Here is a 23,208-nt window from a genome sequence, read left to right as displayed (position 1 = left end):
AGAAACGCGGATTTGGTTATTGACAGAGTGTTTGAAATATTTCCTGCAACTTACTCATACAACGCTGCTTTTGCTTGCGCACTGTAGCTTCGTTTTTTTCAAGTTGTGTTGCGATTTCTTTCAATTTTCTCTGGTCATAAAAAAATGATTTTAGCAATTTCTGACACCCTTTACCTAGCCGGGGCCAGGCATCATTGAAGGTATCCATTACATCAGCGGGCACATCCCCATCGGGTTCATCTACCACATCCCATTCTGATGTCAATTCCGTTAATCTGCTATCATCTTTTGTTTTCTTCAGATACAACTGTCCAGCCATTCGGGTGAACAGAAAACGCAGATTTCCGTACTGAATACGCTCTTTTTTCAATCGATCGCAAAAAGCGACCAGGGCATCCATACTAGCGTCGTAGGCATCATGATGACTGGCTTTATACTGACGTTTCAGAAAATTAAGACAGTCTTCAAAATGGGCCAAAAAAATCTGTTGATACAGATCGTCGTCGCCCTCCTTCAATGCTTTGAGAAGCTCCTGAAAAGCGGATCGACTAAGGCCGAAATTTTTACTTTTCATTTCGCTTCCAATTTTTACGCTGGATGTTTTTTTCATGATACAGTTGTCCGTGTTCCTTTATATAAGCTCAGAAATAGCAAAACGTGACATAAAAAGTGAAAAATATTTTTTTTAGGCTAAAAATGTCACGTTTTGCCTTTTTCAATCTTATACAAAGGAAGAACATTATAATTCAATTATTAGCGCCATTATTTAGAATAGATATTTAGTAGGCAAATTAATAGCAGCCCGTTTTATTTAGTGATTACAGTTGTCTTTGAGGAGAGGTATGGTGCTACAGCACCGGCCTCTTCTCTCTTTTTTGTCAACAACTAAGCACTTCCTGCGTTTATTACGCTAAATCAACTCCCCCTTCATGTCCCCATCTCCCTGGCAAAAAATCAAAGAACGATACGCCTACCAAGGCTGGCGCAGTATGCTCGTACGTACCTTCCTGCAACCAGATGGTAAGGAGCGCGATACGATGTAATAGAAAATGGTGCTTATGTGGTGGTTGCTGCTTTTACAGCAAACCGCGATGCTATCCTGGTTCGTCAGTTCCGCCCAGGGCCGGAGCAAGTTCTTAGTAGTTTTTGTGAAGGCTATATTGATACGAATGAAAGCCCCGAACAAGCCGCTGCGCGTGAGCTGCTGGAAGAAACAGGCTACCAAGCCGGCAATATTCAATACTTGCGCACATTGCGCACCGCATATAGTACCGAAAAAAGAATTTGCCTCCTGGCCACCGATTGTACGCCAACACAAGCCCCTAGCGGCGATGTCGACGAATTTCTAGAGGTATTCACCCTTCCTTTGGCCGAGTTTAAGGAATGGATGCAGCACGATGAAAGCGCCTTCTATTCCCTAGACATCACACTGCTGGCGTTGCAAAAGTTGGGTTGGTAATTTTGGTTGGATGGTTTGGTTGTTTGATGGTTGGATGGAGTTTGGAGCTTTAGATTACCATTCATCCTTTAAAAACGACCATCCGCGGGAATTAAATAGGGGCACTGGCCTCCAATTGTTATTTTTGTCTGGTTCGCCTCAACTCAGGCAAAGCTTATGCAAAAGAATACCTTCAAACATCTTGGGTTTAATGATTTTTATCTTGCGCTAATTGGGCTACCATTGCTCAGTTTCTTTATTCCGCAGATTTTTTTCCAGCTGTACCCTTGGGATGGCTGGGAAATTTTTCGGCATGAATGGCAAGAATCTTTCCTTTTTACTCTTTCTTTTTGGGTCCTTTTCCGGACATTGATGATCCGCTTACGTAAGCGTTTCCCGCTTTTTTCTCAGATTAAGATTCGCATCAAAAAAATGCTGATTTATTATATCTGCCTAGTCCCTATCGTTAATATTACACTGGTATCAGTCTTTCACCTTTGCCAAATGAAAGATGCTTACGATCCCAATATTTATCAAGCCTACCTCACTACTTACTTTGTTTCCTTTACTATTATCGCGCTTTATGAAGCCATCTATTTTTATGCCCAACTTAGTGCATCAATAACAGAAAGAGAGCAGGCACGCCAGGCGCAGATTCGCTCCGAGCTGGATGGTCTCCGCAATCAGGTAAATCCACATTTTCTTTTTAACAGCCTCAATACACTCATGCATATTGTGAGTGAAGACCAGGAGCTTGCCAAACGATTCCTGCAACGTTTATCAAAAGTGTATCGCTATATTTTAGAAAGCCGCACCTCTCCACTCATCCCTCTTGCGGAAGAGCTAAAATTTATTGATGCCTATGTCTTCTTACAGCAAGAGCGCTTCCAGGGTAACCTCGAAGTAGAAATTACGATTGATAGTGTCTTTAAACAACACCATATTGTTCCCCTGAGCCTGCAGATTCTTTTCGAAAACGCCATCAAACACAATATCATCAGCAAACAACATCCTTTACTTATCGAAGTATTTGTCAATGAGCATTTGCACCTGGTCGTCCGCAACAACCTCCAGCGCAAGCGCCAAGTACTGGATTCTACCCAAGCCGGGCTGGAAAACATCAGCAGGCGTTACGCCTATTTTTCCAAAGAAGATATCAAAGTAGAGGAAAGTGAACAATACTTTACCGTCACTCTCCCCCTCATCCACCCTAACAAATCCTCCTTGTATGAAAGTGCTGATTATTGAAGACGAATACCGAGCTGTTCAATACCTGCAAGGCTTATTGAATAACCTCATCACTGACTTAGAAATATTAGGCACACTAGATAGCATTGAAGCATCAGTCCAATGGTTGCAACAAAACCCTAGTCCTGAGCTCATCTTCATGGATATTCAATTGGCCGATGGGCTAAGCTTTGATATTTTCAAACACGTCAATATCAGTGCGCCCATTATTTTCACAACCGCGTTTGATCAATATACGCTACGGGCTTTCAAAATGAATAGTATTGACTACCTCCTCAAACCTATTGAAGAAGAGGAGTTGCAAGCAGCATTAAACAAATACGGTCAGTATTACCAACCACAAGTTACCCAATGGCAGGAATTAATTGCCAATCTCCAAATCAATCAAGGAGATGCTTACCGCCAACGCTTCCTCACCAAACAAGGTAAATCCTTGGGCTATTTGCTGGTAAAAGACATCGCTTACCTCTATAGCGACGAAGGAATCACCTTTGCCATTGATAAGCAGGGCAAGCGTTTTGTTATCGATTCAACCATTGATCGGCTACAGGGAGAGCTTGCTCCGCAAGAATTCTTTCGTATTAATCGTGGGCAAATTGTCCATTTACAAGCCATTCGTCAAATTCACAGTTGGTTCAGCCATCGCCTCAAGATTGATCTTCACCCTAGCCTCGGAGAACAGGAGAATATCGTTAGTCGAGACAGGGTTAAAGCTTTCAAGGCTTGGCTTGACCAATAGGCGCATTGACATTTATCACCTTGTTTTACTGACAAACATCACCAACCTGTGTGATAAAGCTCACAACGTCAAGGCCTAACTCTACCCTAATTTTGTAGCATAATCAAATAACCAATATTGCTATGAAAGTAGAACAGATCTATACCGGATGTTTGGCAGAAGCCGCTTACTATATCGAAAGCAAAGGCGAGGCCGTAATCATCGACCCCCTCCGCGAAACAGAACCTTACACGCAACGAGCTGCCGCGGATGGCGCCAAGATCAAGTATATTTTGGAAACTCACTTCCATGCTGACTTTGTGTCGGGCCACCTTGATTTAGCTAAAAAGACAGGAGGCACTATTGTTTATGGACCTACTGCCCAACCCAACTTCGATGCACACATTGCTACCGATGGTGAAATTCTAAAAGTTGGTGATGTAACCATCCAGGTATTGCATACGCCAGGGCATACCATGGAGAGTTCTTCTTTTTTATTACGTGACGAAAATGGTAAAGACTACGCCATCTTCACCGGCGACACCTTATTCTTAGGAGATGTTGGCCGCCCAGACCTCGCCATCAAGCAAGGTGAGATTACCGAAGCAGATTTGGCAGGCTTTCTTTTTGACAGCTTACGCTCCAAGATCATGCCACTGGCAGACGAAGTGATTGTTTACCCTGGCCACGGTGCCGGATCGGCTTGTGGCAAGAAAATGAGCAAAGACACTTGGGGCTACCTCGGCGACCAGAAGAAATTCAACTATGCGCTACGGGAAGACATGACGAAGGAAGAGTTTGTCAAAGAAGTCCTTACCGGGTTAGTTGCTCCTCCCCAGTATTTCCCTAAAAATGCGGTGATGAACAAAATGGGCTACGAAAGCATCGACACCGTCCGCGAACGGGGTGTGCAAGCACTTAGTGTCCGCGCGTTCAAAGCAGCTTGGGCCGAAGAAGAAGCCTTGGTCATCGATACCCGCGAACCTGATGCGTTTGCCGCAGGCTTCATTCCTGGCTCAATTTACTTTGGCCTCGACAATACCTTTGCTCCTTGGGTAGGTACGCTGATTTCCGATCTAAAAAAACCGATCCTCTTTATTGCTGACGAAGGCAAGGAAGAAGAAGTAGTGATCCGCCTGTCAAGAGTAGGTTATGACAATACCGTTGGCTTTTTAGAAGGAGGCTTTGCCGCTTGGCAGAAAGCTGGCGAAGAAGTAGATACCATTGAAGAATTGACCGCGACCGAGTTTGCCGAGCAATTTGATAATATTGAAAATGCCCTGGATGTACGCCGGGCCAGTGAGTTCAACGCAGAGCACATCAAGGGATTGATCAACTTCCCACTGGATTTTATCAACACCAAGATGAACTTATTGGATCGCAACAAGAAGTACTATCTCCACTGTGCTGGCGGTTATCGTTCGGTCATTGCCGCTTCTATTCTCAAAGCCCGTGGCTTTGATCAGGTGGTAAATATAAAAGGAGGCTACAAAGCCCTCACCGAAACTGATCTCGAGCGTACCGAGTACGTGGAGCAGGTGACTGAGTTATAGTGATAGGTGTCAAGGTAGATTTGACATTTAAATAGGTTTTCCAAAAATGGGGAGTGCTACGATTACGTGGCACTCCCTTTTTTTAAATCAATCACTCGATATTTTCTTAGTGAGCGTATAAAAACAAGGTGATCCACCTTATTTCAGCTCTAATGCTTACGCAAGTAGCGGTACTATTTTTTCGCCAATAAGATCAATCGATTTCATCAGTTTTTCGTGAGGAATGCCCACATCCATTTGAAAAGTAAAGCGAGAGATTCCTCCCAGCGCCTCCGAATGACGCAGTATTTTTTCAGCAACCTCTTCCGCGCTCCCTACACACAAAGCTCCAGATGGACCATTTTGGGCATCAAACCTTGCTCGGGTTACTGGTGCAAATCCTCTTTCCTGCCCTATTTTAGTGAATAGCTCTGCGTAGCCCGGATAGTAATCGGCAATTGCTTCCTCACGGGTAGTAGCTACGTATCCCAAGGAGTGTAAGCCTACTTTTAATTGCTGAGGTGCATGGCCAGCTGCGGTACCAGCCTGGCGGTACAAATCTACCAAGGGTCGGAATCGATGCGTTTCTCCGCCAATTACAGCCACCATCAGGGGTAAACCCAAAGTGCCGGCTCTTGCAAAAGATGCTGGTGTACCTCCTACTCCCAACCAGATCGGGAAAGAAGCCTGAACGGGCCTGGGGTAAATTGGCTGTTGCTGCAGCGCCGGTCTAAACCTCCCTGACCAGGTCACTTCTTCCTGGTCACGGATTTTCAACAACAGCTCAAGCTTTTCGGAAAAAACGGCATCATAGTCTTGCAGCTTGAATCCAAACAAGGGGAAAGCATCGGTAAACGACCCACGGCCCGCAACAATTTCAGCTCTACCGTTGGAAATCAAATCCAAGGTGGCAAAATTTTGGAAAACCCGCACCGGATCGGCAGCACTCAGCACCGTTACCGCACTCGTCAACCGGATACGCTTGGTCCTTGCTGCAGCAGCGGCTAAAAGCATGGTAGGAGCCGCATCTAAAAAGTCTTTGCGGTGGTGTTCTCCTATACCAAAAACAGCTAAACCAGCTTGATCTGCACGTTCCATCCGGTCCAAAAGCTCAGCTACAGCTTGGGTTTTACTTATTTTCCCGCGCTCTGGGTTGGCAGCAAAACTGTCGATACCTACTTCTATCATCTTTCTTTTCTATATTGGTATCGTAAGATACATATTCGTAAAACAAGCTGAGAAAGGTACTAAGCCCCCCTTGTTAGCTTATCGCTTTTAAAATAAACGTAGAAACTCAGTAGAATGGCAGAAGCCGATATTATTTATTTATAAGTCTAAACCAGACAACTCAGGTTTTCTAAGCATAGTGCCAATATAAAAAAGGGTAGCAACTGCAATTCCAGGAACAGGAACACCTCCGCCTATCAACTCTGCTACGATAATCCCCCCTGTATAAGAACACAATAGAAAGAAGCCAATATTGCTCGTTTTGGGAATCCAGTAGAGGATAAGACAAGCTATTTCCAAGAATCCTATAAATTGAGTCAGTTCACCCAAACCAATGTTTTCCATATTCTTCACCATCTCTTCCAGGCCAGCTAGTTTGCTAATTCCTGCAAAAGCGATTAATAAGGAAGGTAAAACAGATAAAATATACCCAGCAATTTTACGGGTCTTCCCAATAGCGGGATTGTGTAGACGTGACATATTATGGTTGATTTTGTCAAATTATTTAAGTCGACAAATATCCCCTTCTAATCAAGAATCTGCATTAATATAGATTAAGAAATAGGCAAATAGACGTGCACAACGAATGGTATTAAATCGAGTTTTTACTCCCATGCTTTCGCTCTCCTTTCACTTTACTCAAAGCCTCGGGAGTAATACCAAGATAAGAAGCTATCATCTTTTGAGGAACCCGCTGGATAATATCAGGATAAGTGGCCTCAAAGTCCTCATAACGCCTAATTGCGGGTGCGCTCATCAACAAAATGATCCGTTTTTGCAAAACGGAGACACGCTTAATTATAGCATCTATATCAACATTTTCTCTGGCCGATTCCTTTGTCAATACGCTTACAACGGAGTCCTCTAACGCATCAATAAACAAATCACAAGGTACAGATGGTGGTTGATTGTCTGCGACGATCCATCCTTCAGGGGCAAACATAAAAACATGCTCCTTCCCCTTTTCATCAATAGCATAGCTGCGCAGCAAGCCCTTCTTCACTACATAAACCTTGGAATAAAGATCACCGCTCCTTTGAACGACCTCTCCCTTTGCTAAGTGAATTGTATTCATGCTATTCTTTTGACACGCCCAGCATAATATTTTAGCCAGCACGGTAAATAATTTGATCCCTGCTATAGGAAGTAAGAGCTTGTCTTGAAGATCAAGCGCCTAAAACATCGAACAGTATTAGAAAAAGATAAGTTGACGTTCCAAATAATCCCCATAAAAAAAAGCAACTGTGACCCACATTACTGAACGCCGATATTGGACTCCTTAACTTAGTCCCATCGTTAAAATCAAACTCCAAATAACAATGGAACAAACCATAAATAGCATGCCTCGGATTGGGGAACCAGCACCCGATTTCACAGCAATCACTACCACTGGAAAACTTCAGCTTTCAGAATACAATAAGGGAAGCTGGGTCATCCTCTTTTCGCACCCGGCAGACTTTACGCCTGTCTGTACAACAGAGATGTCGGCCTTTGCCGTTGAAGAGCAATGGTTTGCTGAACGCAACACCAAACTCATTGGCCTCAGTATCGACAGTATACACTCTCACCTCGCCTGGGTGAATAATGTGAGAGAAAAAACAGAGGTGTATATGCAGTTCCCAATCATCGCCGATCTGGATATGAAGGTAGCCAACCTCTACGGTATGCTACACCCTGGAGAAAGTTCAACGGCGGCAGTGAGGGCCGTATTTATCATCGACCCCAAGGGAATTATGCGGCTCATCATGTACTATCCACTAAATGTGGGCAGAAACATGGCAGAAATACAGCGCGCACTTATCGCCCTGCAAACAGCCGACGAGCACAAATGTGCCCTCCCCGTCAACTGGCAACCTGGCGATAAAGCGATTGTACCTCCGCCCAAAACCTTGGTAGAAATGGACGAACGCATCGCGAATACGTCCTACGAAAAAGTAGATTTTTATCTCGCCAAAAAAGAGCTAAGTACAGCTAATTAGTAGAAGTTTCCAGCGGGCTTGTATAGATTTAAAAATCTATCAGCCTGCTGGTTCTACTTGCTTATAGGAAGATTTAGATCTCATTTATTTTAAAACATGAAAATAGTTTCATATAATTGTATATTGATTAATAGATATAACTCCAAATAAAAGACCATTTTAAACCCAGAAAAGAAAACATATGAGCAAAAATGGAAGTCCTGCCCTCTGGGAAGAAACCCCTGCCGGCCAGCAGGTAAAAGCCCGACTGGCCGAAGAAAAAACACTTTTAGCACTAGACAAAATATTGGCTCGGCTAGACACTGTTGAAGAAGCTGTTAGCGGCCTGGCAAAGGTTATGCACCAAGGGCCTGGTATGGCAGCGATGGTCGCTGACATGGCCGACGAGGCCTACCGACGTACCGATGCAAACGGAATAAATATAGAAACGCGTTTAAAAGGAGCACTTGAGATAGCTGAAAAACTTACAGCTCCTGCTATGGTCGACAAGCTGAACAACCTCCTCACTATTACCGACCAACTCCCGGGCCTGATAGCAATGACTGCCGACATGGCCGATGAAGCCTACAGACAGGCAGATAACCGTGGCGTGAGCATAGAACAACGCCTGGGCGTAGCCCTTGAATTGGCTGAAAAGCTCACCGAGCCAACGATGGTTAACAAACTCAGTGGCGCGCTAGCTTTCGCTGACCAGCTACCGGGTCTGATTGCCATAGGCATGGACACACTAGATGAAGGCATGCGACAAGCCCGGGAAAACGGTCTCGAACCAGAAACGATGGTAGAATGGGCCGCACAGTTTGGCAGTGCCATGCGAGAAACACAAGCAGAACCGCCCACTAAGGTAGGAGTGTTTGGTATGCTCACAGCGCTGCGCGATCCAGACCGGCAGAAAGCACTAGGCTTCTCCCTCAATTTCTTAAAACATTTAGGTAAACAACTATAACAATTAACATATAATGGCACATCACGAAGTACTCATCGTTGGCGGAGGTTCCGCAGGAATTACCGTTGGAGCTATGCTCCGCAACCAGTCTAACCCTCCCGGAGTCACTATCATTGACCCCAGTGAAAAACATTACTACCAACCCATCTGGACCCTGGTAGGGGCTGGTGTTTTCCCTAAAGAAGTTTCCGAACGGAAAGAAGCCGACTACATCCCGCCAGGAGCAGAATGGATCAAAGATGCCGTTGCTACTTTTGACCCCGACAACAATAGCCTCACCCTGGCCAGCGGAGCTACCCACACCTACGATGTATTGGTGGTTACTTCTGGTATTCAAATCAATTGGGGTGCTATAAAAGGCTTGAAGGAAAGTATCGGTAAGCCAGGAACAGGCGTATGTAGTAATTACTCCTACGACACCGTCGAAAGCACCTGGGAAAATATCCGCGCACTCAAGAAAGGGACTGCCCTTTTCACCCACCCCTCTACGCCCATTAAATGTGGCGGTGCCCCGATTAAAATAACCTACCTGGCATCTGACCACTGGCGCCGCAATGGCCTTGGTAACCAGGTTAAGAAAAAATTCATCAAGGGTGGCCCTGGTATTTTTGCAGTAAAAAAATACGCTGATTCTCTCACAAAAGTAGCCGATCGCTATGGTATTGACCGAGTATGGAATACCGACTTAGTAGCTTTAAAAGTTGAGGAAAAGAAGGCGATATTTCGTCACTTAGAAACCGGCGAGGAAACGGAAGAAGCTTACGACATGATCCACGTGACACCTCCGATGAGTGCCCCGGATTTCATCAAAAACAGCCCTTTGGCAGCAGATACCGGCTGGGTAGAAGTAGACATGCATACCACTCAACATGTACGCTACCCTAATGTCTTCTCCTTAGGAGATTGTAGCAACCTGCCAACCTCTAAAACAGGCGCAGCGATCAGAAAGCAAGCTCCTACAACTACTGCCAACGTGATGGCCTACTTAGCTGGTAGTGAGCTACCTGAATCTTATAATGGCTACACCTCCTGCCCACTAGTGACCGGCTATGGCAGCCTCATACTGGCGGAGTTCGACTATAATAAAGAGCCGATGGAAAGCTTCCCCTTCAACCAGGCGGAAGAACGCTACAGTATGTATGCGCTTAAAGCCTACGCCTTGCCCAAAATATATTGGCACGGAATGCTACGCGGTCGGGAATTTTAACCCTTGATTCCCATCCTTGATAATTTTGCTTTCGTAAAATGATACAAATGGTAGGTGCTTCTAAAATGGGAAGTATCTACCATTTTTCGTATTATGCATTAGTAAATTACAAAACTGCAACCGATGAGTGTAACATTTGGCATCCTGGCGGAGCACAATGACAAGCGCGTAGCACTGGTTCCCAAAAACGTAGAAAAACTGGTTGGACTAGGCGCCAAAGTCCTGACAGAAAACGCTGCTGGGCAAAATGCAGGCTTCTCAGATGAAATGTATCAACAAGCAGGAGCTACCTGTATAGCGGAAGCGGAAGTAATCGCTAAGGCAGATATTCTACTCAGTATTTACCCTCCTGTACGGGAACGTTTAGCTGGCTTCCCTGCCGGAAAAATTCTCGTCAGTCAATTTCGTCCCTACTTTGATAAAGAGGTCGTCAGCTTTTTGCAAGCGCATAAATTGCAGGCGTTCAGCCTCGATATGATCCCACGGAGTACCCTGGCTCAAAGGATGGATGTACTGTCCTCAATGGCTTCTATTGCTGGCTACCAGGCGGTACTGGCGGCAGCCCAACTTCTGCCTCGTTTCTTTCCAATGATGATTACTGCTGCGGGAAGTATCAAGCCCGCTAAAGTATTAATCATTGGTGCTGGTGTAGCCGGCTTGCAAGCCATTGCTACCGCCAAACGGCTTGGCGCTATTGTTGAAGCTTTTGATGTTCGGGCAGCAGCAAAAGAAGAAGTTCAAAGCCTTGGAGCACGTTTTGTCGAAGTAGCCGGAGCACAAGATGATGCTGACGCGGGTGGCTACGCGGTAGAACAAACCGAAGAGTTTAAGAAAAAACAAGCAGCACTTATTCAGGAGCACGCTCGCCAAGCAGATGTAGTCATTACCACGGCTCAGATTCGAGGGCGAAAAGCCCCCGTACTTGTAGAAGCGGAAACGGTGGGTCAGATGCGGCCGGGATCGGTCATTATTGACTTGGCAGCCTCTACCGGCGGCAATTGCGCACTTACCCAGGACGAAAAGACCATCGTTCACGAAGGTGTTACCATTTTAGGTCACTCAGACTTGGCCAAAGAAATGCCTCAAAATGCCAGTGAACTCTTCAGTAATAACCTTTTCAACCTCTTGGAACTATTGATAAAAGAGGGCGAATTGTTCATTGATGAAAATAACGAAATCGTCAGCAGCACACTTATTACTAAGTAGCTCTACGAAAAAAAGATACCATAATCTAAGTAACGACGAATACTAAATCTTCCCTTTATGGATCAGCTTATTGCCTTTTTCAATGAGCATTTACTGATGCTCTATCTCCTTTTGTTTACCATTATTTTGGGCTTTGAGATCATTGCCAAAGTGCCTACCGTCTTGCATACCCCACTGATGTCGGGTGCGAATGCGATCAGTGGGGTGGTCATTATCGGGGGTATTCTACTGGTAAAGCAAGCTGCAGCAGACGACTGGCTGCTACTGGCGGGTGGCTCCATAGCCATCGTACTGGGAATGATCAACGTAGTGGGAGGTTTCGCCGTTACGGATCGGATGTTGGATATGTTTAAGAAAAAGAAAAGCTAGACCCATGTTAGGAGCAGTTATCAATTTAGCTTACTTGCTAGGCGCGCTGGCTTTTGTGCTGGGGCTGCGCCGTCTCAGTTCACCTGATACAGCAAAAAGAGGCAACCGCCTCGCCGCCATTGGAATGGGCATTGCCATCGTTGCAACCCTACTTACCCCTGGTGGCAATGGCACCCTCATTTGGATACTCGGAGCCATGCTCATCGGTGCCCTCATTGGTTGGCGCGCAGCTACAAAAGTGGAGATGACCGCCATGCCGCAGTTGGTTTCTATTTTTAATGGCCTTGGTGGTGCAAGTGCGGTAGTACTTGGCGGCCTGGAATTGTACAGAATCGTAGGCGGAGCGCAAAGTGTGTCCACTAACGAGATACTCATCCTGTTACTCACCTTATTTATTGGCGGAGTGGCTTTTACCGGTAGTATATTGGCTTACCTCAAACTAGATGGCAAAGTGTGGGATGAAACAATCACCTTGCCCCGTCACAGTCTCATCAACGGCATCTTTTTGCTGGGGCTGGTCGCATTCATGGCCTACCTCTGCCTATTTCCTACGCAACTGACCACCGGGGTACTTGTCCTTTTTACAGTATTGACACTCATTTATGGCTTATCTTTTGTGGCCCCTATCGGTGGAGCAGATATGCCCGTGGTGATCTCTTTACTTAATTCCTTTACCGGACTTTCTGCTGCTGCTGCTGGGCTCATTTATGGAAATCAGATCATGCTGGTGGGCGGTATCCTGGTAGGCGCATCCGGTACCATCCTTACGGTATTGATGTGTAATGCCATGAATCGCTCCTTATTTAATGTCCTCATCGGCGGTTTTAGTGCCAGCGGAGGAGCCAGCAAAACCACTAGTGGCGATCAAAGTGTGATAGAAGTGGCACTTTCTGACTTGGCCATACATATGTACTACTCACAAAAAGTAATGGTTGTTCCTGGTTACGGTTTGGCGGTAGCTCAAGCCCAGAAAGCCTGTAAAGAGCTTGATGAATTATTGGAAGCCAACCAGGTAGAAGTAAAGTACGCCATTCACCCGGTAGCAGGCCGGATGCCAGGACACATGAACGTACTCTTGGCAGAAGTAGATATCCCCTACAATAAACTGTTAGACCTGGACGAAGCCAACGCCGAATTTAAAGATACCGACGTCGTCATCATCGTTGGTGCCAACGACGTAGTCAACCCCTCTGCCGAAGACGATCCAGGAAGTTCTATTTACGGTATGCCCGTCCTACAAGTTTGGAACGCCAAGCAGGTCATTGTACTCAAACGGAGTATGCGCCCAGGCTATGCAGGCATTCAAAATCCACTTTTCTTCCACGAAAAAACGAAAATGCTTTTTGGCGATGCCAAAGACTCATTGCAGAAATTAGTGACTGAAGTGAAAAATCAGTAGTTGAAATTGAGCTCGCTGATTATTGGAGTGTGTTCAAAATTGTGTGCCTCGCGTAGCGCGGCCAGAGTCTACAGCGTTTCTTTTATGGTTATCAAATATCCAAACTAAAGTATTTCAGCAGACCTCGGCAGGGGTTAAATATTAGTAAACTTAATAAGAATTAAAGTTTATGGCCTTGACAGAGGTTAACTTTTAGAAGCCAGCATTTAGTGTTCTGATCTATGCTATTGCTCTTTGATATGTGACAGGAGGAATTTTTCAGCTTTCTCATTTCCTTTCCAAAGACTCGATCGAAGCATAGCAATAACGATCATCTCTACGGCCAGCTTCAAACTTTTTGCCTCTCCTACTATCATGGCATCCTCCCACGGAGGATTATCTTCTTGTGGCATAACATACCTTATGACGTACCCTACTTGATATCCATAAGCCGAGACAGATACTCCTACTTGATCATGCGTATAACTCCCTGAAACAATTTGCAAGTTTGCGTGAGAAGTAAAGGCATAAACAGCTATATTTTTGAATAAGATGTCCAGTTCAACAATCAAGCCTAGCATATCTTTTGCTCTGCTTGAAAGGGTTGAACTTTCATTTTCTAGTAGCTTTTCATAGAATTCGACCAAGGTATTATGGGACTGATCGATGCATCTAGTCAATGGCATATAACATGTCTTTTATTAACAAGCTACTTCTCCATCTTTGGGATGAGGGAAAAGCCCAGACTCATCTTCGTGAGTGCGAGTAGTCAGACACTGAAAATCTTTCTCGATTAGAATGCGGACAGTATCCTCATTTTGCAAATTATTGGTAGCTGAAATACCGACAACATCACTATTGGCCCAAGTTGCTAACTGTGTGGCAGGAATCGTCACCGTAATCCCGTCCTGATCATAACGAAGCATTACTTCTTTTGCATCATCAGAAGGAACTATACGATAATGTAAGGCATTGCTTGTAGGAAAATGAATGGCAGCAAGTACCTCTTGTGATGCGGCCAATTGCGCTACTTCTGCTTGGGATAAGCGGAGGCGCAGAGAATTGTCCAAAATACGCAGCTTCATAGGTTACAGCGAGGTTTGAATTAGATAGCTCTTGCTAAGACTAAGGTATTGATAATTGGAATTGGTGAAAGGGCAATTCGATCCCTACATATTACACTGACAGTTCTCCAGGCATTCAATAATGAGGGAAACATCGCGCTCTTTGAGGGAATACAAAATACTACGGCCATCACGACGGGAAGAGAGAATCCCTTTGAGCTTCATATTTTGTAAATGATGGGAGGTCAACGACTGTTCGCTACTCAGCATTTTACAGATATCCGAAACAGAAAGCTCGGGATACTGCTCAAGGATATGTACAATACCCAAGCGCAGTGGATGTGCCACAACTTTAAGGATAAAAGCTATTCGCTCTAATTTTTCCGCCTCTTCACTATTCAGAATATTTGCTTCAACTGCCATACTTGTAAATATAAGATAATAAATTCATAACAGGAAGCTGACTGAAATAGTTGACCTGATAAAAACATACTATCCTTTTTGAACACTTACGGGCACACCACTAAAGGCAGCATTACCACTCAGCTCGTCCACAAACCCCGGTAGGGTTAGGTCGTTGATACTCACGCCGGGATGAGCTTGTGCCACTTTCATTTTCACACCTGAGCGGGCGTGCCCCCAACCGTGTGGGATGCTTACTACGCCGGGCATCATTTCCTTTTTTATTTCCGCTTTAATATCGATGGCTCCGGCCATTGATTTCACCATAACCAACTGGCCCTCTTTGATACCATATTTCCCGGCATCTTCTGGATGAATCAACAGGGTGCACCGTTCTCCTCCTTTGACCAGGCGCTCACTGTTGTGCATCCAGGAATTATTGCTACGCAATTGGCGGCGACCTATCAAGAGTAGTGGAAATTTATCGTTTACGGAAGTACTTGTAGCTAGCTTTTTGGCAATACGTTCCAAATCTTCCAACAAGGCCTTGGGGGCAAGGTCAATCTTTTGATCCTCCGTGAAAAGTCTTTCTGGCAGCACTGGTTGTAGTGGGCCCAAATCTACCCCACTAGGTTGGTCTTTCAACTGTTGCAAGGACAAGCCCGTTTTCCCGTAAGCCCCCGTCTGGAGGGCAAAATCTACCATCTGCTCTGGCTTCTCCGCCAGGGGTTGATAATCGCCGTGACGTAGTCGACGGGCCAATTCCTGAAAAATTTCGTAGTCGTGGCGTTGCTCTGGTGTTTTTTCAAAGCAGGCTTCTGAAAACTTAGCCGTATTGCGTACCGCCAGGGTTTGGAAAGAAACATCGTAGTTTGACGTTTCTAGCCCGCTTGTAGGCGGTAAGATAATATTCGCGTGCTTTGTGGTTTCATTGATGTAAATATCAACGGATACCATAAAGTCCAAAGCAGCCAGCGCTTTGTCCAGGCTTTGCCCATTCGGGGTTGATAAAACCGGGTTACCAGCGGAAGTGACGAAGGCTTTGATTTGCCCCGCGCCCGGCGTGGTCATCTCTTCGATCATGGCGGCCACGGGCAGCTCGCCAAAACGTTCGGGGTAGCCACTCACCCGACTCCGCCAGCGATCGATATTTCCTTTACGGTTGGGCAGTACCGTATCCATCGCCGGGCTGGTAAACATGGCGCCACCTGCTTTGTCAAAATTCCCCGTAAGGAGATTCAACAGGTTGACCAACCAAATACACAGCGCACCGAATTCCTGGGTAGAGACGCCCATCCGGCCATAACACACGGCACTTTCTGCCTGCACAAACTCCCCAGTGATTCGCTCAATATTTTCGGCTGAAATTCCCGTCAGCTCCTCCACTGCTGTGGGCGTAAACTTTTTCACCGCCGCTGCTAGCTCTGCCAGGTTTTTCGAATGCGCCTCCAAATGCCCTAATGTCACCCACTCCTTGGCGAATAAAGTCTGCACCATCGCCAATAACAACAATGCATCGGTACCGGGGCGAATGAAGTGATGCTCATCCGCTTTGGTAGCCGTTTCGCTATAGCGAGGATCAATCACAATGACCTTCCCCCGCTCCTGAATAGCCCGCATTTTCTTGCCAAAGCCCGGAGCGGTCATCAAACTGCCATTAGAAACCAACGGATTGGCACCAAGGATCAGCATAAAACTGGTACGATCTACATCGGCTACCGGCAGAAAAAAGTAATGCCCAAACATCCAGTATGCAACCAAGTGATGCGGCAGCTGGTCGGCAGAAGTTGCAGAAAAAGTATTGGGTGTTTTGATACTACGGATAAAATCTGGCAAATAGAGCGCCGAACCGTAATTATGAATATTAGGGTTACCCAAATAGATACCGATGGCCGAGCGGCCGTAGTCTTTTTCTACTTTTTGCAACCCTGTTACAACTGCTGTGTACGCCTCTTCCCAACTGATCTCTTCCCAGCCATCATCGGTGCGGCGTACCGGTTTTTTGAGACGATCAGGGTCTTCATAAAGATCTTGTAAAGCCACCGCTTTAGGGCAAATATGCCCTCGGCTCAGGGGGTCGTCTTTATCTCCTCGGATAGAGATAACTTTATCATTTTCTACCTCAATGACCAACCCGCAAATTGCTTCACAAAGATTACAAGCACGGTGGTGGGTACGGGTCGACATAAGGCTCCAAATTGATGAGCAGCTAAATTAAGGAAAAATAGTTGGTATCCTCTAGAGGATACAGGGGGCTTCGGGACAAGATTCCTCTCTTCGGCTATCTAATTTAGACAAGTCTAAAGCCTGTCAAAAAAGCAGTAAGCAGAGGCATCGAACCTCACTCCCACAGGAGCGCACAGATTAGCAGTCTGGCATAAGCAGCCAAGCTTATATTACTTACTATAAACGGGAGATATTAACACAACATGCTCCCTTAGACACTAGCACGTTCGGCAGGATTCGAACCTACAAATCACAGTTTTGGAGACTGCTTACCACGCCCATGGGCGAACGTAAATCAGCGCGACGGGAATCGAACCCGCAAATTATTACTAATACCTGAGTCACAATCAGGCGGGGCTAACCAATATCCCCTTCACGCTTGGTAATAAAGTAAGGGGAGTCGTCACAAAGTGCCCCCTCACGCTACTTCCTAATTTTGTACGGGCAGTGGGACTCGAACCCACAAACATTAGAGTTTAAGCCTAATGGCGTTTCCAGTTAGCCTACACCCGTATGAAGTACCTATCCAGGGACTCGAACCCCGATCCTACTGATCCTAAATCAGCACGCTCTTCCATTTGGCGTAGATAGGCAAATAAGCTGTATTGTTTAAACTACTAAAGCTCCTTGCAACAGTGTATTGCAAGGAGCTTTAGTAGAAAGATATGACTATCAGTACTTACATCACGACCCTTGCTTCTTGCGAATGCAACCAGTTGTAACTGCTGAGATGTAAATTATTATTAATCATTCTTTTATCGAATTATTTAAGCGCGTGTTTAGGTTTGTAAATTCGCATGAATGCGTGTATGTATTTATACGAACACCCCTAAATACAAGTGCTACGCACAAAAAGTTCCTGACCATTGGTTTTCCTGATCCACTATTTATTCAACACTCTGAATTGGTGGCATCTCCACTAGTCCTGATGCGCGTAAGGCGGCGCCTGAAGCTCGGCGCATCCCGATCCATCGGGAGAGCAGGACAAGGGGTAGCAGTGGTACCGAAGGTAAGAACGTATGACCCGGTGCCGTAGTGGCGGTTGCACAGCAACGCTACTACCGGCATGGCCCCAAAAAAGGACCCAATTCCCTCTTAATATAAGATTTCAGGCTCAAATACCATCACCTATCCTTTTAAGGTTTTATCTTTAGTTATTAACCAGTACGCTCCCCCTTATGGCTTTCAAAAAAATATTTCTGCTCTCCCTTCCTGTTTTGCTGATGAGTTCGCTTTCTGCACAAGAATTGGTTTTCAACGCTTACTTGGGTGATGACCATATCGGCACCATGACCGTCACGCGCACCGAGACGGCCAGTGGCGTTGTTTACACCTCGGTCACAGATATTACAGTCACCTATATCCTTTCTATGGACCTTGACCTTAGCTACTCGGCCCATTATGTAGACGGGCAACTGACCAAAACAAGCTTTAAGTATCAGCGCAACCACAAAACCAAAGAGTACAGCTACGGCCAAGTAAAAGGAAGTACTTTCTCTACCTATTTCGATGATCGTACGGAGCACGTTTTAATCAAAAATATCAACCAGACCCTTACGGCCTCCTATTTTGCAGAACCTACTCAATTGAATGAAGTATTTTCAGAACGCTGGGGGGTAAATATCTCTTTAGTTTCGCTGGGAAACAGCAAGTACAAAATTACCCTTCCTGATGGCAAAGAAAGCTACATGACTTACGCGAATGGTCTATGCCGAGAGTCTCGCATTGTATCTGGCTGGGGAGATATTGTGTTTCGGCGGTAAGCCTAAGACCTCATTGCATTATCCTATAAATAAGCGGGGCTAGGAATTTCTGATTCCTAGCCCCGCTGTATTGCTTGCGCCTTTCCGCGCAAATGAAGTAGCGTTTACTTATTCACCGTAATCGGCAAACGCGCCATGGTATTTTCCCAACCTACAACCAGGTCGATTTGGTTGTCACCCTTTTCTACGAAAGTCATAGAAAGTGCTTCGAGTGTGCTAGGTGTTTTCTCGGTCTTGGCCACTACTTTCAGGACATTGTCTTCGTCGTTGTGGTTAGCATTGCCCCAAGATTGTACATTCTTATGAATGATAAACTCCCAGTTGTCTTTATTCACGGTTGCAAACAAGCCGTAAGTACCTGCTTTAACTTCGGTACCAGCGATGGTCACATCGTAAAAGAAGGTAATCAGCGTCGTTTCGTTTGCACCTACACGCCATACTTCACCGAATTTCAGCAGATCACCGAAAATCGTACGGCCTTTCATTTGCGGACGGCTGTATACCACCCGTACTTGTGGCTCGTTGGCCTCAAGTTCAGCTTCTTCTACGTAGTTACGTAGGCGCGACATGTTGGGGTACTGTACCAAATCCATTGGGCTAGCATCATCACCCGCCAAGCTTGGAGGGTTGAAATTGATCGGCAATGAAGCGCGGGTTTGATCCCATTCAAAAACCATGTTCGCATTCTCATCATCAACCTTCTGGAAGCCAATTGTAAAGCTTTCTCTTACCTCAGATACGGTAGTTGTGGGTACAACAACGGATGCGATATCTTGGCTCAAATCACGGTTTGCCGTTCCGCCGATAAAGCGCTCGGTAGAAATCTTGATGATCCACTGATCAGCGTAAACCTGTGCAAACATGGTGTAATTACCAGCAGGCACCGTGGTGTTGCCAATCATTACAGGCCGGAAGAACGTTACCTCAGTAGCTTCATTAGCCCCCAAGCGCCAATCCTGGCCGTAAGGAACAAGGCCACCAAAGATGGCGCGATCTTTCTTAGCAGGGCGGCAGTACAATACTTTAACCAACTGCGTACGATCTGCATCATCCTCACCGAGGTAATTCTGGAACGCCGCTCTGCGAGGGTAATGCGCTGCATCCATAGGACTCTTGTCCATTTCAGCAAATTTAAGCTCTTGGGCCTGAGCCGAACCAAACATGCCTACCATTAGGCAAACTAAAAGAAGGGTATTAAATTTCATTTCTTTAGAATGGATTTAGGGTATTTCCTGAAAAGGAATACCGGAAATTAAAATCGCCGCAAAAATAGGGAAAAATGGTGGCTAAACTGTCCGCTGCGCTCTACTTAGCATCGAATACGCCAGGAAGTGCTGTGGGTTACTGGTTTGATGGTTGTTTGTTGTTTGTTGATGGTTGATTGAAAAAAACTGACCTTCCTCTTCCGCCCCACCGGTTTCAGCTTTACGCAGCAATTATTCTCTTAACTAATGATTACCCTTTCCGGGCCAAAGTTATTAACAACTGCTTGGGAACAATAACCAATGTTTAAATCGTTACAACTAAAGCTTTCCACATTGCATCTAAATTTAATTAACCAAATCCTATTATAATGAAAACTAATTTTTCTATTCCGGCTCTCGTCGTTGCGCTTCTCTTTTGCTGCCTCTCTTTTGGCCTTCAGGCGCAAGACAGACCAACTGAAGGTATTTCTCCTGTACCTGTCGAAGAAGTAATCGCTCCTCCTGTTGGGCCTACCACCGAAATCAGCTTTACTGAAACTACTTTTGATTTTGGGACGATTGAAGAAGGTACCGTAGTTACGCACGTTTTCACGTTTACCAATGCAGGAAACGAGCCCCTGATTCTAACCGATGTTAAAGGAAGTTGTGGTTGTACCGTACCCCAATGGCCCCGCGAGCCACTTGCTCCAGGCGAAACTGCCTCAATTACTGTAGAGTTTAACTCTAAAGCCAAAAGCGGCAAACGCAACCAAAGGGTCACAATTACTTCCAATACCGATCCTCCCCAAAGATTCATCTACCTCACTGGCGAAATTGCCCCTAAATCAGAACTTGATTTTACCATTTCTCCGCTTACCGACGACGAAGCTGTAAAAGAAATCTTGGTCGAGGAGGCTCCTGAAGTAGCGCCTATTGATCCTGATTGCTTTGCAATCTACCCCAACCCTACCGCCGAACTGCTCCGCCTCGACATGGAAGGAAACCTCGGCAACGCTGCCACCATCAGTATCTTGTCCAAGACAGGCCAGCTCATGGCAGAGCGTAAAATCGACCGTATAGAAGGGACCATCGAATTCCAGGTAGGCCACTACCCTGCCGGCTTGTATATCGCCCACGTACAGATTGAAGGCAAGCAAATGCAGCCTCGTTGCTTTGTGGTGGTAGATTAATACACGCTAAAGAGATACGGGCCACTGCGTGTCCCTTAAGTAGAGGGTAGAGAGACAAAGTAATCAATATCTCTCTACTCTCTACCAAAAGTGGCGATAGAATCGTCACGCATGCTTCTACTACTCCCCCCAAAGTTCAGCAGCGGTATAAGGGCCGCCTTCTACTTCCCAAAATTTCCCATCGACATAACGACGATCACGGTTGATCGCTTCAATTTGAGTCATCTCGTCGGTGGTTAACAGGAGGTCAGCAGCGGCGAGGTTTTCCTTCAATCGTTTTGGATTCACAGATTTCGGAATAACCGAAATACCGCGATGGATCGACCAGCTTATTAGTATTTGAGCTGGGCTCGCCTTTTTCTTCTCCGCCATTGCAATGATCTCGGCATCCTCCAACAAAATGGGTTCATCCTCCGCTTTCATACCCGCTGGCCGGTCAGATGACCCTAGCGGCGAGTAAGCCGTGAGATGGATGCCCTTGCTTTTGCAAAACGCTACCAAATTGGGTTGTTGCAGGTAAGGGTGCAGCTCTATCTGGTTCATTTCGGGAACGACAGTGCCTCCTTCGATCAATTCGGTCAGCTGCTTGGCATTGAAGTTACTGACGCCAATGTGGCGGGCCAGGCCCTGTTCTTTGGCTTGTTCCATACCCTTCCAGGTGTTAGTCAGTGGCACCTCTTCCAGTGTACGAAAATCTGCAGCAACACGGGCTCCAGGCTTATCTGTTTGGTTGGCAACAGGCCAATGGATCAGGTATAAATCCAGATAATCTAGCCCCAGGTCAGAGAGGGTCTTTTTCAGTGCAGGGAGTACGTTTTCCTCTCCGTGGGCATTGTTCCAGAGTTTGGAGGTAATCCATAATTCTTGACGGGAAACAATGCCTTCGTCTATCGCCTCCTCAATGGCTTTGCCTACCCCTTCTTCATTGCCGTAAACAGCAGCACAATCGATATGGCGATACCCGATCCGGATGGCTTCTTTTACAGCAATATATACTTCATTGGGTGTCGATTTCCAGGTGCCAAGCCCCAGGATGGGCATTTCGTCTTCGTTGTCGAAGGTCAGGTATTTCATGTTGATTGTTGTTTTTGATGAGAACAAGAAGAGAAGATATTAAGTTTGCAGTGCTACATCTTACAACAAAAGAAAAGGGCCACCCCCCTCACGGAAGACGGCACCCTCTCTTCCTATTTAAAGGAATCATCTGGTAAAAAGGGGGAAACAAGGATACTATTCACAATCAACATCACGCTGGCTGGTATCCCAGCAGTGCCATTCATTGTCATTGAAACGTTGGGGATGCCTAACCTGACCATTGCCAGCAGGCTCACTCCATCTGATTTCCAAAAAATTATTGGGAGGCCCCTGCACATCAAAGGCACGATTGAATTCAGCAGCATTATCCACGCGATATTCCAGGTACTGACCATTAGCTGGGTCGGTAGGGATAACGTTCGTAAAACGGAGTGTGCCGTCTTCGGGCAACAAACCGTCCTGATAATCCATACGCAGGTAAGGCTCCGGATTGGCCGGGTTTCTGTTAAGAATAAATGAACCTTCGGTATTGCCTGAGGCCGTTACACCGGTGTACCAGACAAAATCGGAAAAGCCACCTACCTGGGATACCGTCATGGTCCACGCTACTTCTTGGGTATTGTTGATGTATTGCCCGGTAAGGGAGACGTCGTAGAAGTGCCCGCCTAAATTTTGAGGGGCATGATACTGGTAGACCCACTGGAAAGTCAAGTTACCGATATAGGTAGCTTCTGCGTTAAACGCGTGGGCAAATGCCGTGGTTGGCACGACCATATTAAGATAAACAACGGTGTTCCACCCCACCAAACTGAGGGCAGCGTGAGCCCAGTTCCAGTAGGTCACCCCACCCGTTTGGTTCGTCGTATCGGTATCCGTTTCTCTGACCTCAGAGATAGGCATCGTAAACATGTCTGCTGGCGGAAGTTCGGGTGCGACCAGGTTTTGGATTTCTTCCTCCTGTGGTTCTTTTTCACAAGATTGTGTAAAAACTAAAACCGTAGCCAGGGCAAAAAACAGCATTAAATTTTTCATAATTGGTATTTAAGGTTTTGACGTTTTATTTGCGTCTTACACCCTTAATACCCTGGCCAATTAT

General features: G+C 45.9%; 23 protein-coding genes and 3 tRNA genes. 12 read left to right on the top strand and 14 right to left on the bottom strand.

Translation table 11 applies throughout. From position 1 onward, the window contains the following. Positions 1–16: 16 nt before the first annotated feature. The gene (locus ACRBG0_RS01675; protein ID WP_431485195.1) at positions 17–610 is read right to left on the bottom strand and encodes an RNA polymerase sigma factor; all 594 of its coding nucleotides are present in this window, start codon (positions 608–610) and stop codon (positions 17–19) included. A gap of 450 nt (positions 611–1,060) precedes the next feature. On the opposite strand from ACRBG0_RS01675, the gene ACRBG0_RS01670 reads away from it, so the two are divergent. The 4 genes from ACRBG0_RS01670 to ACRBG0_RS01655 all read left to right on the top strand — a co-directional run bounded on the left by ACRBG0_RS01670 (position 1,061) and on the right by ACRBG0_RS01655 (position 4,957). Further along, entirely contained in the window at positions 1,061–1,459 is a 399-nt protein-coding gene (locus ACRBG0_RS01670) for an NUDIX hydrolase (protein ID WP_431485194.1), read from the top strand. Between the two features lie 156 nt (positions 1,460–1,615). Continuing rightward, positions 1,616–2,686, top strand: coding sequence for a sensor histidine kinase (locus ACRBG0_RS01665; protein WP_431485193.1), 1,071 nt, complete (start codon positions 1,616–1,618; stop codon positions 2,684–2,686). Then, on the top strand, positions 2,667–3,425 hold the full coding sequence (locus ACRBG0_RS01660; RefSeq protein WP_431485192.1) for a LytR/AlgR family response regulator transcription factor: 759 nt from the start codon (positions 2,667–2,669) through the stop codon (positions 3,423–3,425). The genes ACRBG0_RS01665 and ACRBG0_RS01660 overlap by 20 nt, the downstream gene beginning before the upstream one ends. 122 nt (positions 3,426–3,547) lie before the next feature. Further along, on the top strand, positions 3,548–4,957 hold the full coding sequence (locus ACRBG0_RS01655) for an MBL fold metallo-hydrolase (RefSeq protein ID WP_431485191.1): 1,410 nt from the start codon (positions 3,548–3,550) through the stop codon (positions 4,955–4,957). 156 nt (positions 4,958–5,113) lie between these two features. On the opposite strand, the gene ACRBG0_RS01650 is transcribed toward ACRBG0_RS01655, so the two are convergent. The 3 genes from ACRBG0_RS01650 to ACRBG0_RS01640 all read right to left on the bottom strand — a co-directional run bounded on the left by ACRBG0_RS01650 (position 5,114) and on the right by ACRBG0_RS01640 (position 7,238). Then, positions 5,114–6,121, bottom strand: a complete 1,008-nt coding sequence (locus tag ACRBG0_RS01650; protein ID WP_431485252.1) for an LLM class flavin-dependent oxidoreductase — start codon at positions 6,119–6,121, stop codon at positions 5,114–5,116. A 141-nt stretch (positions 6,122–6,262) separates the two neighbouring features. Further along, positions 6,263–6,643 (bottom strand): DoxX family protein, encoded by a 381-nt coding sequence (locus tag ACRBG0_RS01645; RefSeq protein ID WP_431485190.1) that lies wholly within the window; start codon positions 6,641–6,643, stop codon positions 6,263–6,265. 112 nt (positions 6,644–6,755) lie between these two features. After that, positions 6,756–7,238 (bottom strand): Crp/Fnr family transcriptional regulator, encoded by a 483-nt coding sequence (locus tag ACRBG0_RS01640; RefSeq protein WP_431485189.1) that lies wholly within the window; start codon positions 7,236–7,238, stop codon positions 6,756–6,758. Between the two features lie 244 nt (positions 7,239–7,482). Between ACRBG0_RS01640 and ACRBG0_RS01635 the strand changes: the two genes are divergently transcribed. The 6 genes from ACRBG0_RS01635 to ACRBG0_RS01610 all read left to right on the top strand — a co-directional run bounded on the left by ACRBG0_RS01635 (position 7,483) and on the right by ACRBG0_RS01610 (position 13,269). Next, complete coding sequence (locus ACRBG0_RS01635) at positions 7,483–8,142, top strand: peroxiredoxin (RefSeq protein WP_431485188.1); 660 nt, start codon at positions 7,483–7,485, stop codon at positions 8,140–8,142. A 181-nt stretch (positions 8,143–8,323) separates the two neighbouring features. Next, complete coding sequence (locus ACRBG0_RS01630; protein WP_431485187.1) at positions 8,324–9,088, top strand: DUF1641 domain-containing protein; 765 nt, start codon at positions 8,324–8,326, stop codon at positions 9,086–9,088. 13 nt (positions 9,089–9,101) lie between these two features. Next, positions 9,102–10,295 carry an NAD(P)/FAD-dependent oxidoreductase gene (locus tag ACRBG0_RS01625; protein WP_431485186.1) on the top strand — a complete coding sequence of 398 codons (1,194 nt, stop codon included), beginning with the start codon at positions 9,102–9,104 and terminating at the stop codon, positions 10,293–10,295. Between the two features lie 123 nt (positions 10,296–10,418). Beyond that, positions 10,419–11,501, top strand: a complete 1,083-nt coding sequence (locus ACRBG0_RS01620; protein ID WP_431485185.1) for a Re/Si-specific NAD(P)(+) transhydrogenase subunit alpha — start codon at positions 10,419–10,421, stop codon at positions 11,499–11,501. Between the two features lie 57 nt (positions 11,502–11,558). Next, positions 11,559–11,870 (top strand): NAD(P) transhydrogenase subunit alpha, encoded by a 312-nt coding sequence (locus tag ACRBG0_RS01615; protein ID WP_020536567.1) that lies wholly within the window; start codon positions 11,559–11,561, stop codon positions 11,868–11,870. Between the two features lie 4 nt (positions 11,871–11,874). Continuing rightward, complete coding sequence (locus ACRBG0_RS01610; protein WP_431485184.1) at positions 11,875–13,269, top strand: NAD(P)(+) transhydrogenase (Re/Si-specific) subunit beta; 1,395 nt, start codon at positions 11,875–11,877, stop codon at positions 13,267–13,269. A gap of 224 nt (positions 13,270–13,493) precedes the next feature. Here the strand turns inward: ACRBG0_RS01610 and ACRBG0_RS01605 are convergent, their stop codons facing one another. From ACRBG0_RS01605 to ACRBG0_RS01575, 7 genes are all read right to left on the bottom strand, one after another. Then, positions 13,494–13,934, bottom strand: a complete 441-nt coding sequence (locus ACRBG0_RS01605) for a hypothetical protein (protein ID WP_431485183.1) — start codon at positions 13,932–13,934, stop codon at positions 13,494–13,496. Positions 13,935–13,949: 15 nt separating this feature from the next. Next, positions 13,950–14,333 carry a DUF7009 family protein gene (locus ACRBG0_RS01600; protein ID WP_431485182.1) on the bottom strand — a complete coding sequence of 128 codons (384 nt, stop codon included), beginning with the start codon at positions 14,331–14,333 and terminating at the stop codon, positions 13,950–13,952. 84 nt (positions 14,334–14,417) lie between these two features. Continuing rightward, on the bottom strand, positions 14,418–14,735 hold the full coding sequence (locus ACRBG0_RS01595; protein ID WP_020536571.1) for an ArsR/SmtB family transcription factor: 318 nt from the start codon (positions 14,733–14,735) through the stop codon (positions 14,418–14,420). Positions 14,736–14,804: 69 nt separating this feature from the next. Further along, positions 14,805–16,901 carry a molybdopterin oxidoreductase family protein gene (locus ACRBG0_RS01590; protein WP_431485181.1) on the bottom strand — a complete coding sequence of 699 codons (2,097 nt, stop codon included), beginning with the start codon at positions 16,899–16,901 and terminating at the stop codon, positions 14,805–14,807. A gap of 261 nt (positions 16,902–17,162) precedes the next feature. Beyond that, positions 17,163–17,232, bottom strand: a tRNA-OTHER gene (locus ACRBG0_RS01585). A 147-nt stretch (positions 17,233–17,379) separates the two neighbouring features. Next, a tRNA-Leu gene (locus ACRBG0_RS01580) sits at positions 17,380–17,453 on the bottom strand. Between the two features lie 6 nt (positions 17,454–17,459). Next, positions 17,460–17,533 (bottom strand) — tRNA-Leu (locus tag ACRBG0_RS01575). A 585-nt stretch (positions 17,534–18,118) separates the two neighbouring features. On the opposite strand from ACRBG0_RS01575, the gene ACRBG0_RS01570 reads away from it, so the two are divergent. Continuing rightward, positions 18,119–18,703 (top strand): DUF6134 family protein, encoded by a 585-nt coding sequence (locus tag ACRBG0_RS01570; protein WP_431485180.1) that lies wholly within the window; start codon positions 18,119–18,121, stop codon positions 18,701–18,703. 104 nt (positions 18,704–18,807) lie between these two features. On the opposite strand, the gene ACRBG0_RS01565 is transcribed toward ACRBG0_RS01570, so the two are convergent. Beyond that, positions 18,808–19,908 (bottom strand): DUF2911 domain-containing protein, encoded by a 1,101-nt coding sequence (locus ACRBG0_RS01565; RefSeq protein WP_431485179.1) that lies wholly within the window; start codon positions 19,906–19,908, stop codon positions 18,808–18,810. Between the two features lie 368 nt (positions 19,909–20,276). Here ACRBG0_RS01565 and ACRBG0_RS01560 point away from each other — a divergent pair, with 368 nt between their 5' ends. Then, entirely contained in the window at positions 20,277–21,077 is an 801-nt protein-coding gene (locus ACRBG0_RS01560) for a DUF1573 domain-containing protein (protein ID WP_431485178.1), read from the top strand. A gap of 120 nt (positions 21,078–21,197) precedes the next feature. Here ACRBG0_RS01560 and ACRBG0_RS01555 read toward each other — a convergent pair whose 3' ends face one another. Continuing rightward, positions 21,198–22,151, bottom strand: coding sequence for an aldo/keto reductase (locus tag ACRBG0_RS01555; RefSeq protein ID WP_431485177.1), 954 nt, complete (start codon positions 22,149–22,151; stop codon positions 21,198–21,200). Positions 22,152–22,307: 156 nt separating this feature from the next. Then, positions 22,308–23,144 carry a hypothetical protein gene (locus ACRBG0_RS01550; protein WP_431485176.1) on the bottom strand — a complete coding sequence of 279 codons (837 nt, stop codon included), beginning with the start codon at positions 23,142–23,144 and terminating at the stop codon, positions 22,308–22,310. Positions 23,145–23,208: the final 64 nt, after the last annotated feature.

The sequence above is a fragment of the Lewinella sp. genome, from assembly GCF_050633125.1.
Classification (GTDB): Bacteria; Bacteroidota; Bacteroidia; order Chitinophagales; family Saprospiraceae; genus Lewinella.
The sequence above is the reverse complement of the archived record's forward strand: the minus strand, read 5'-3'. Positions and strand labels throughout refer to the sequence as shown.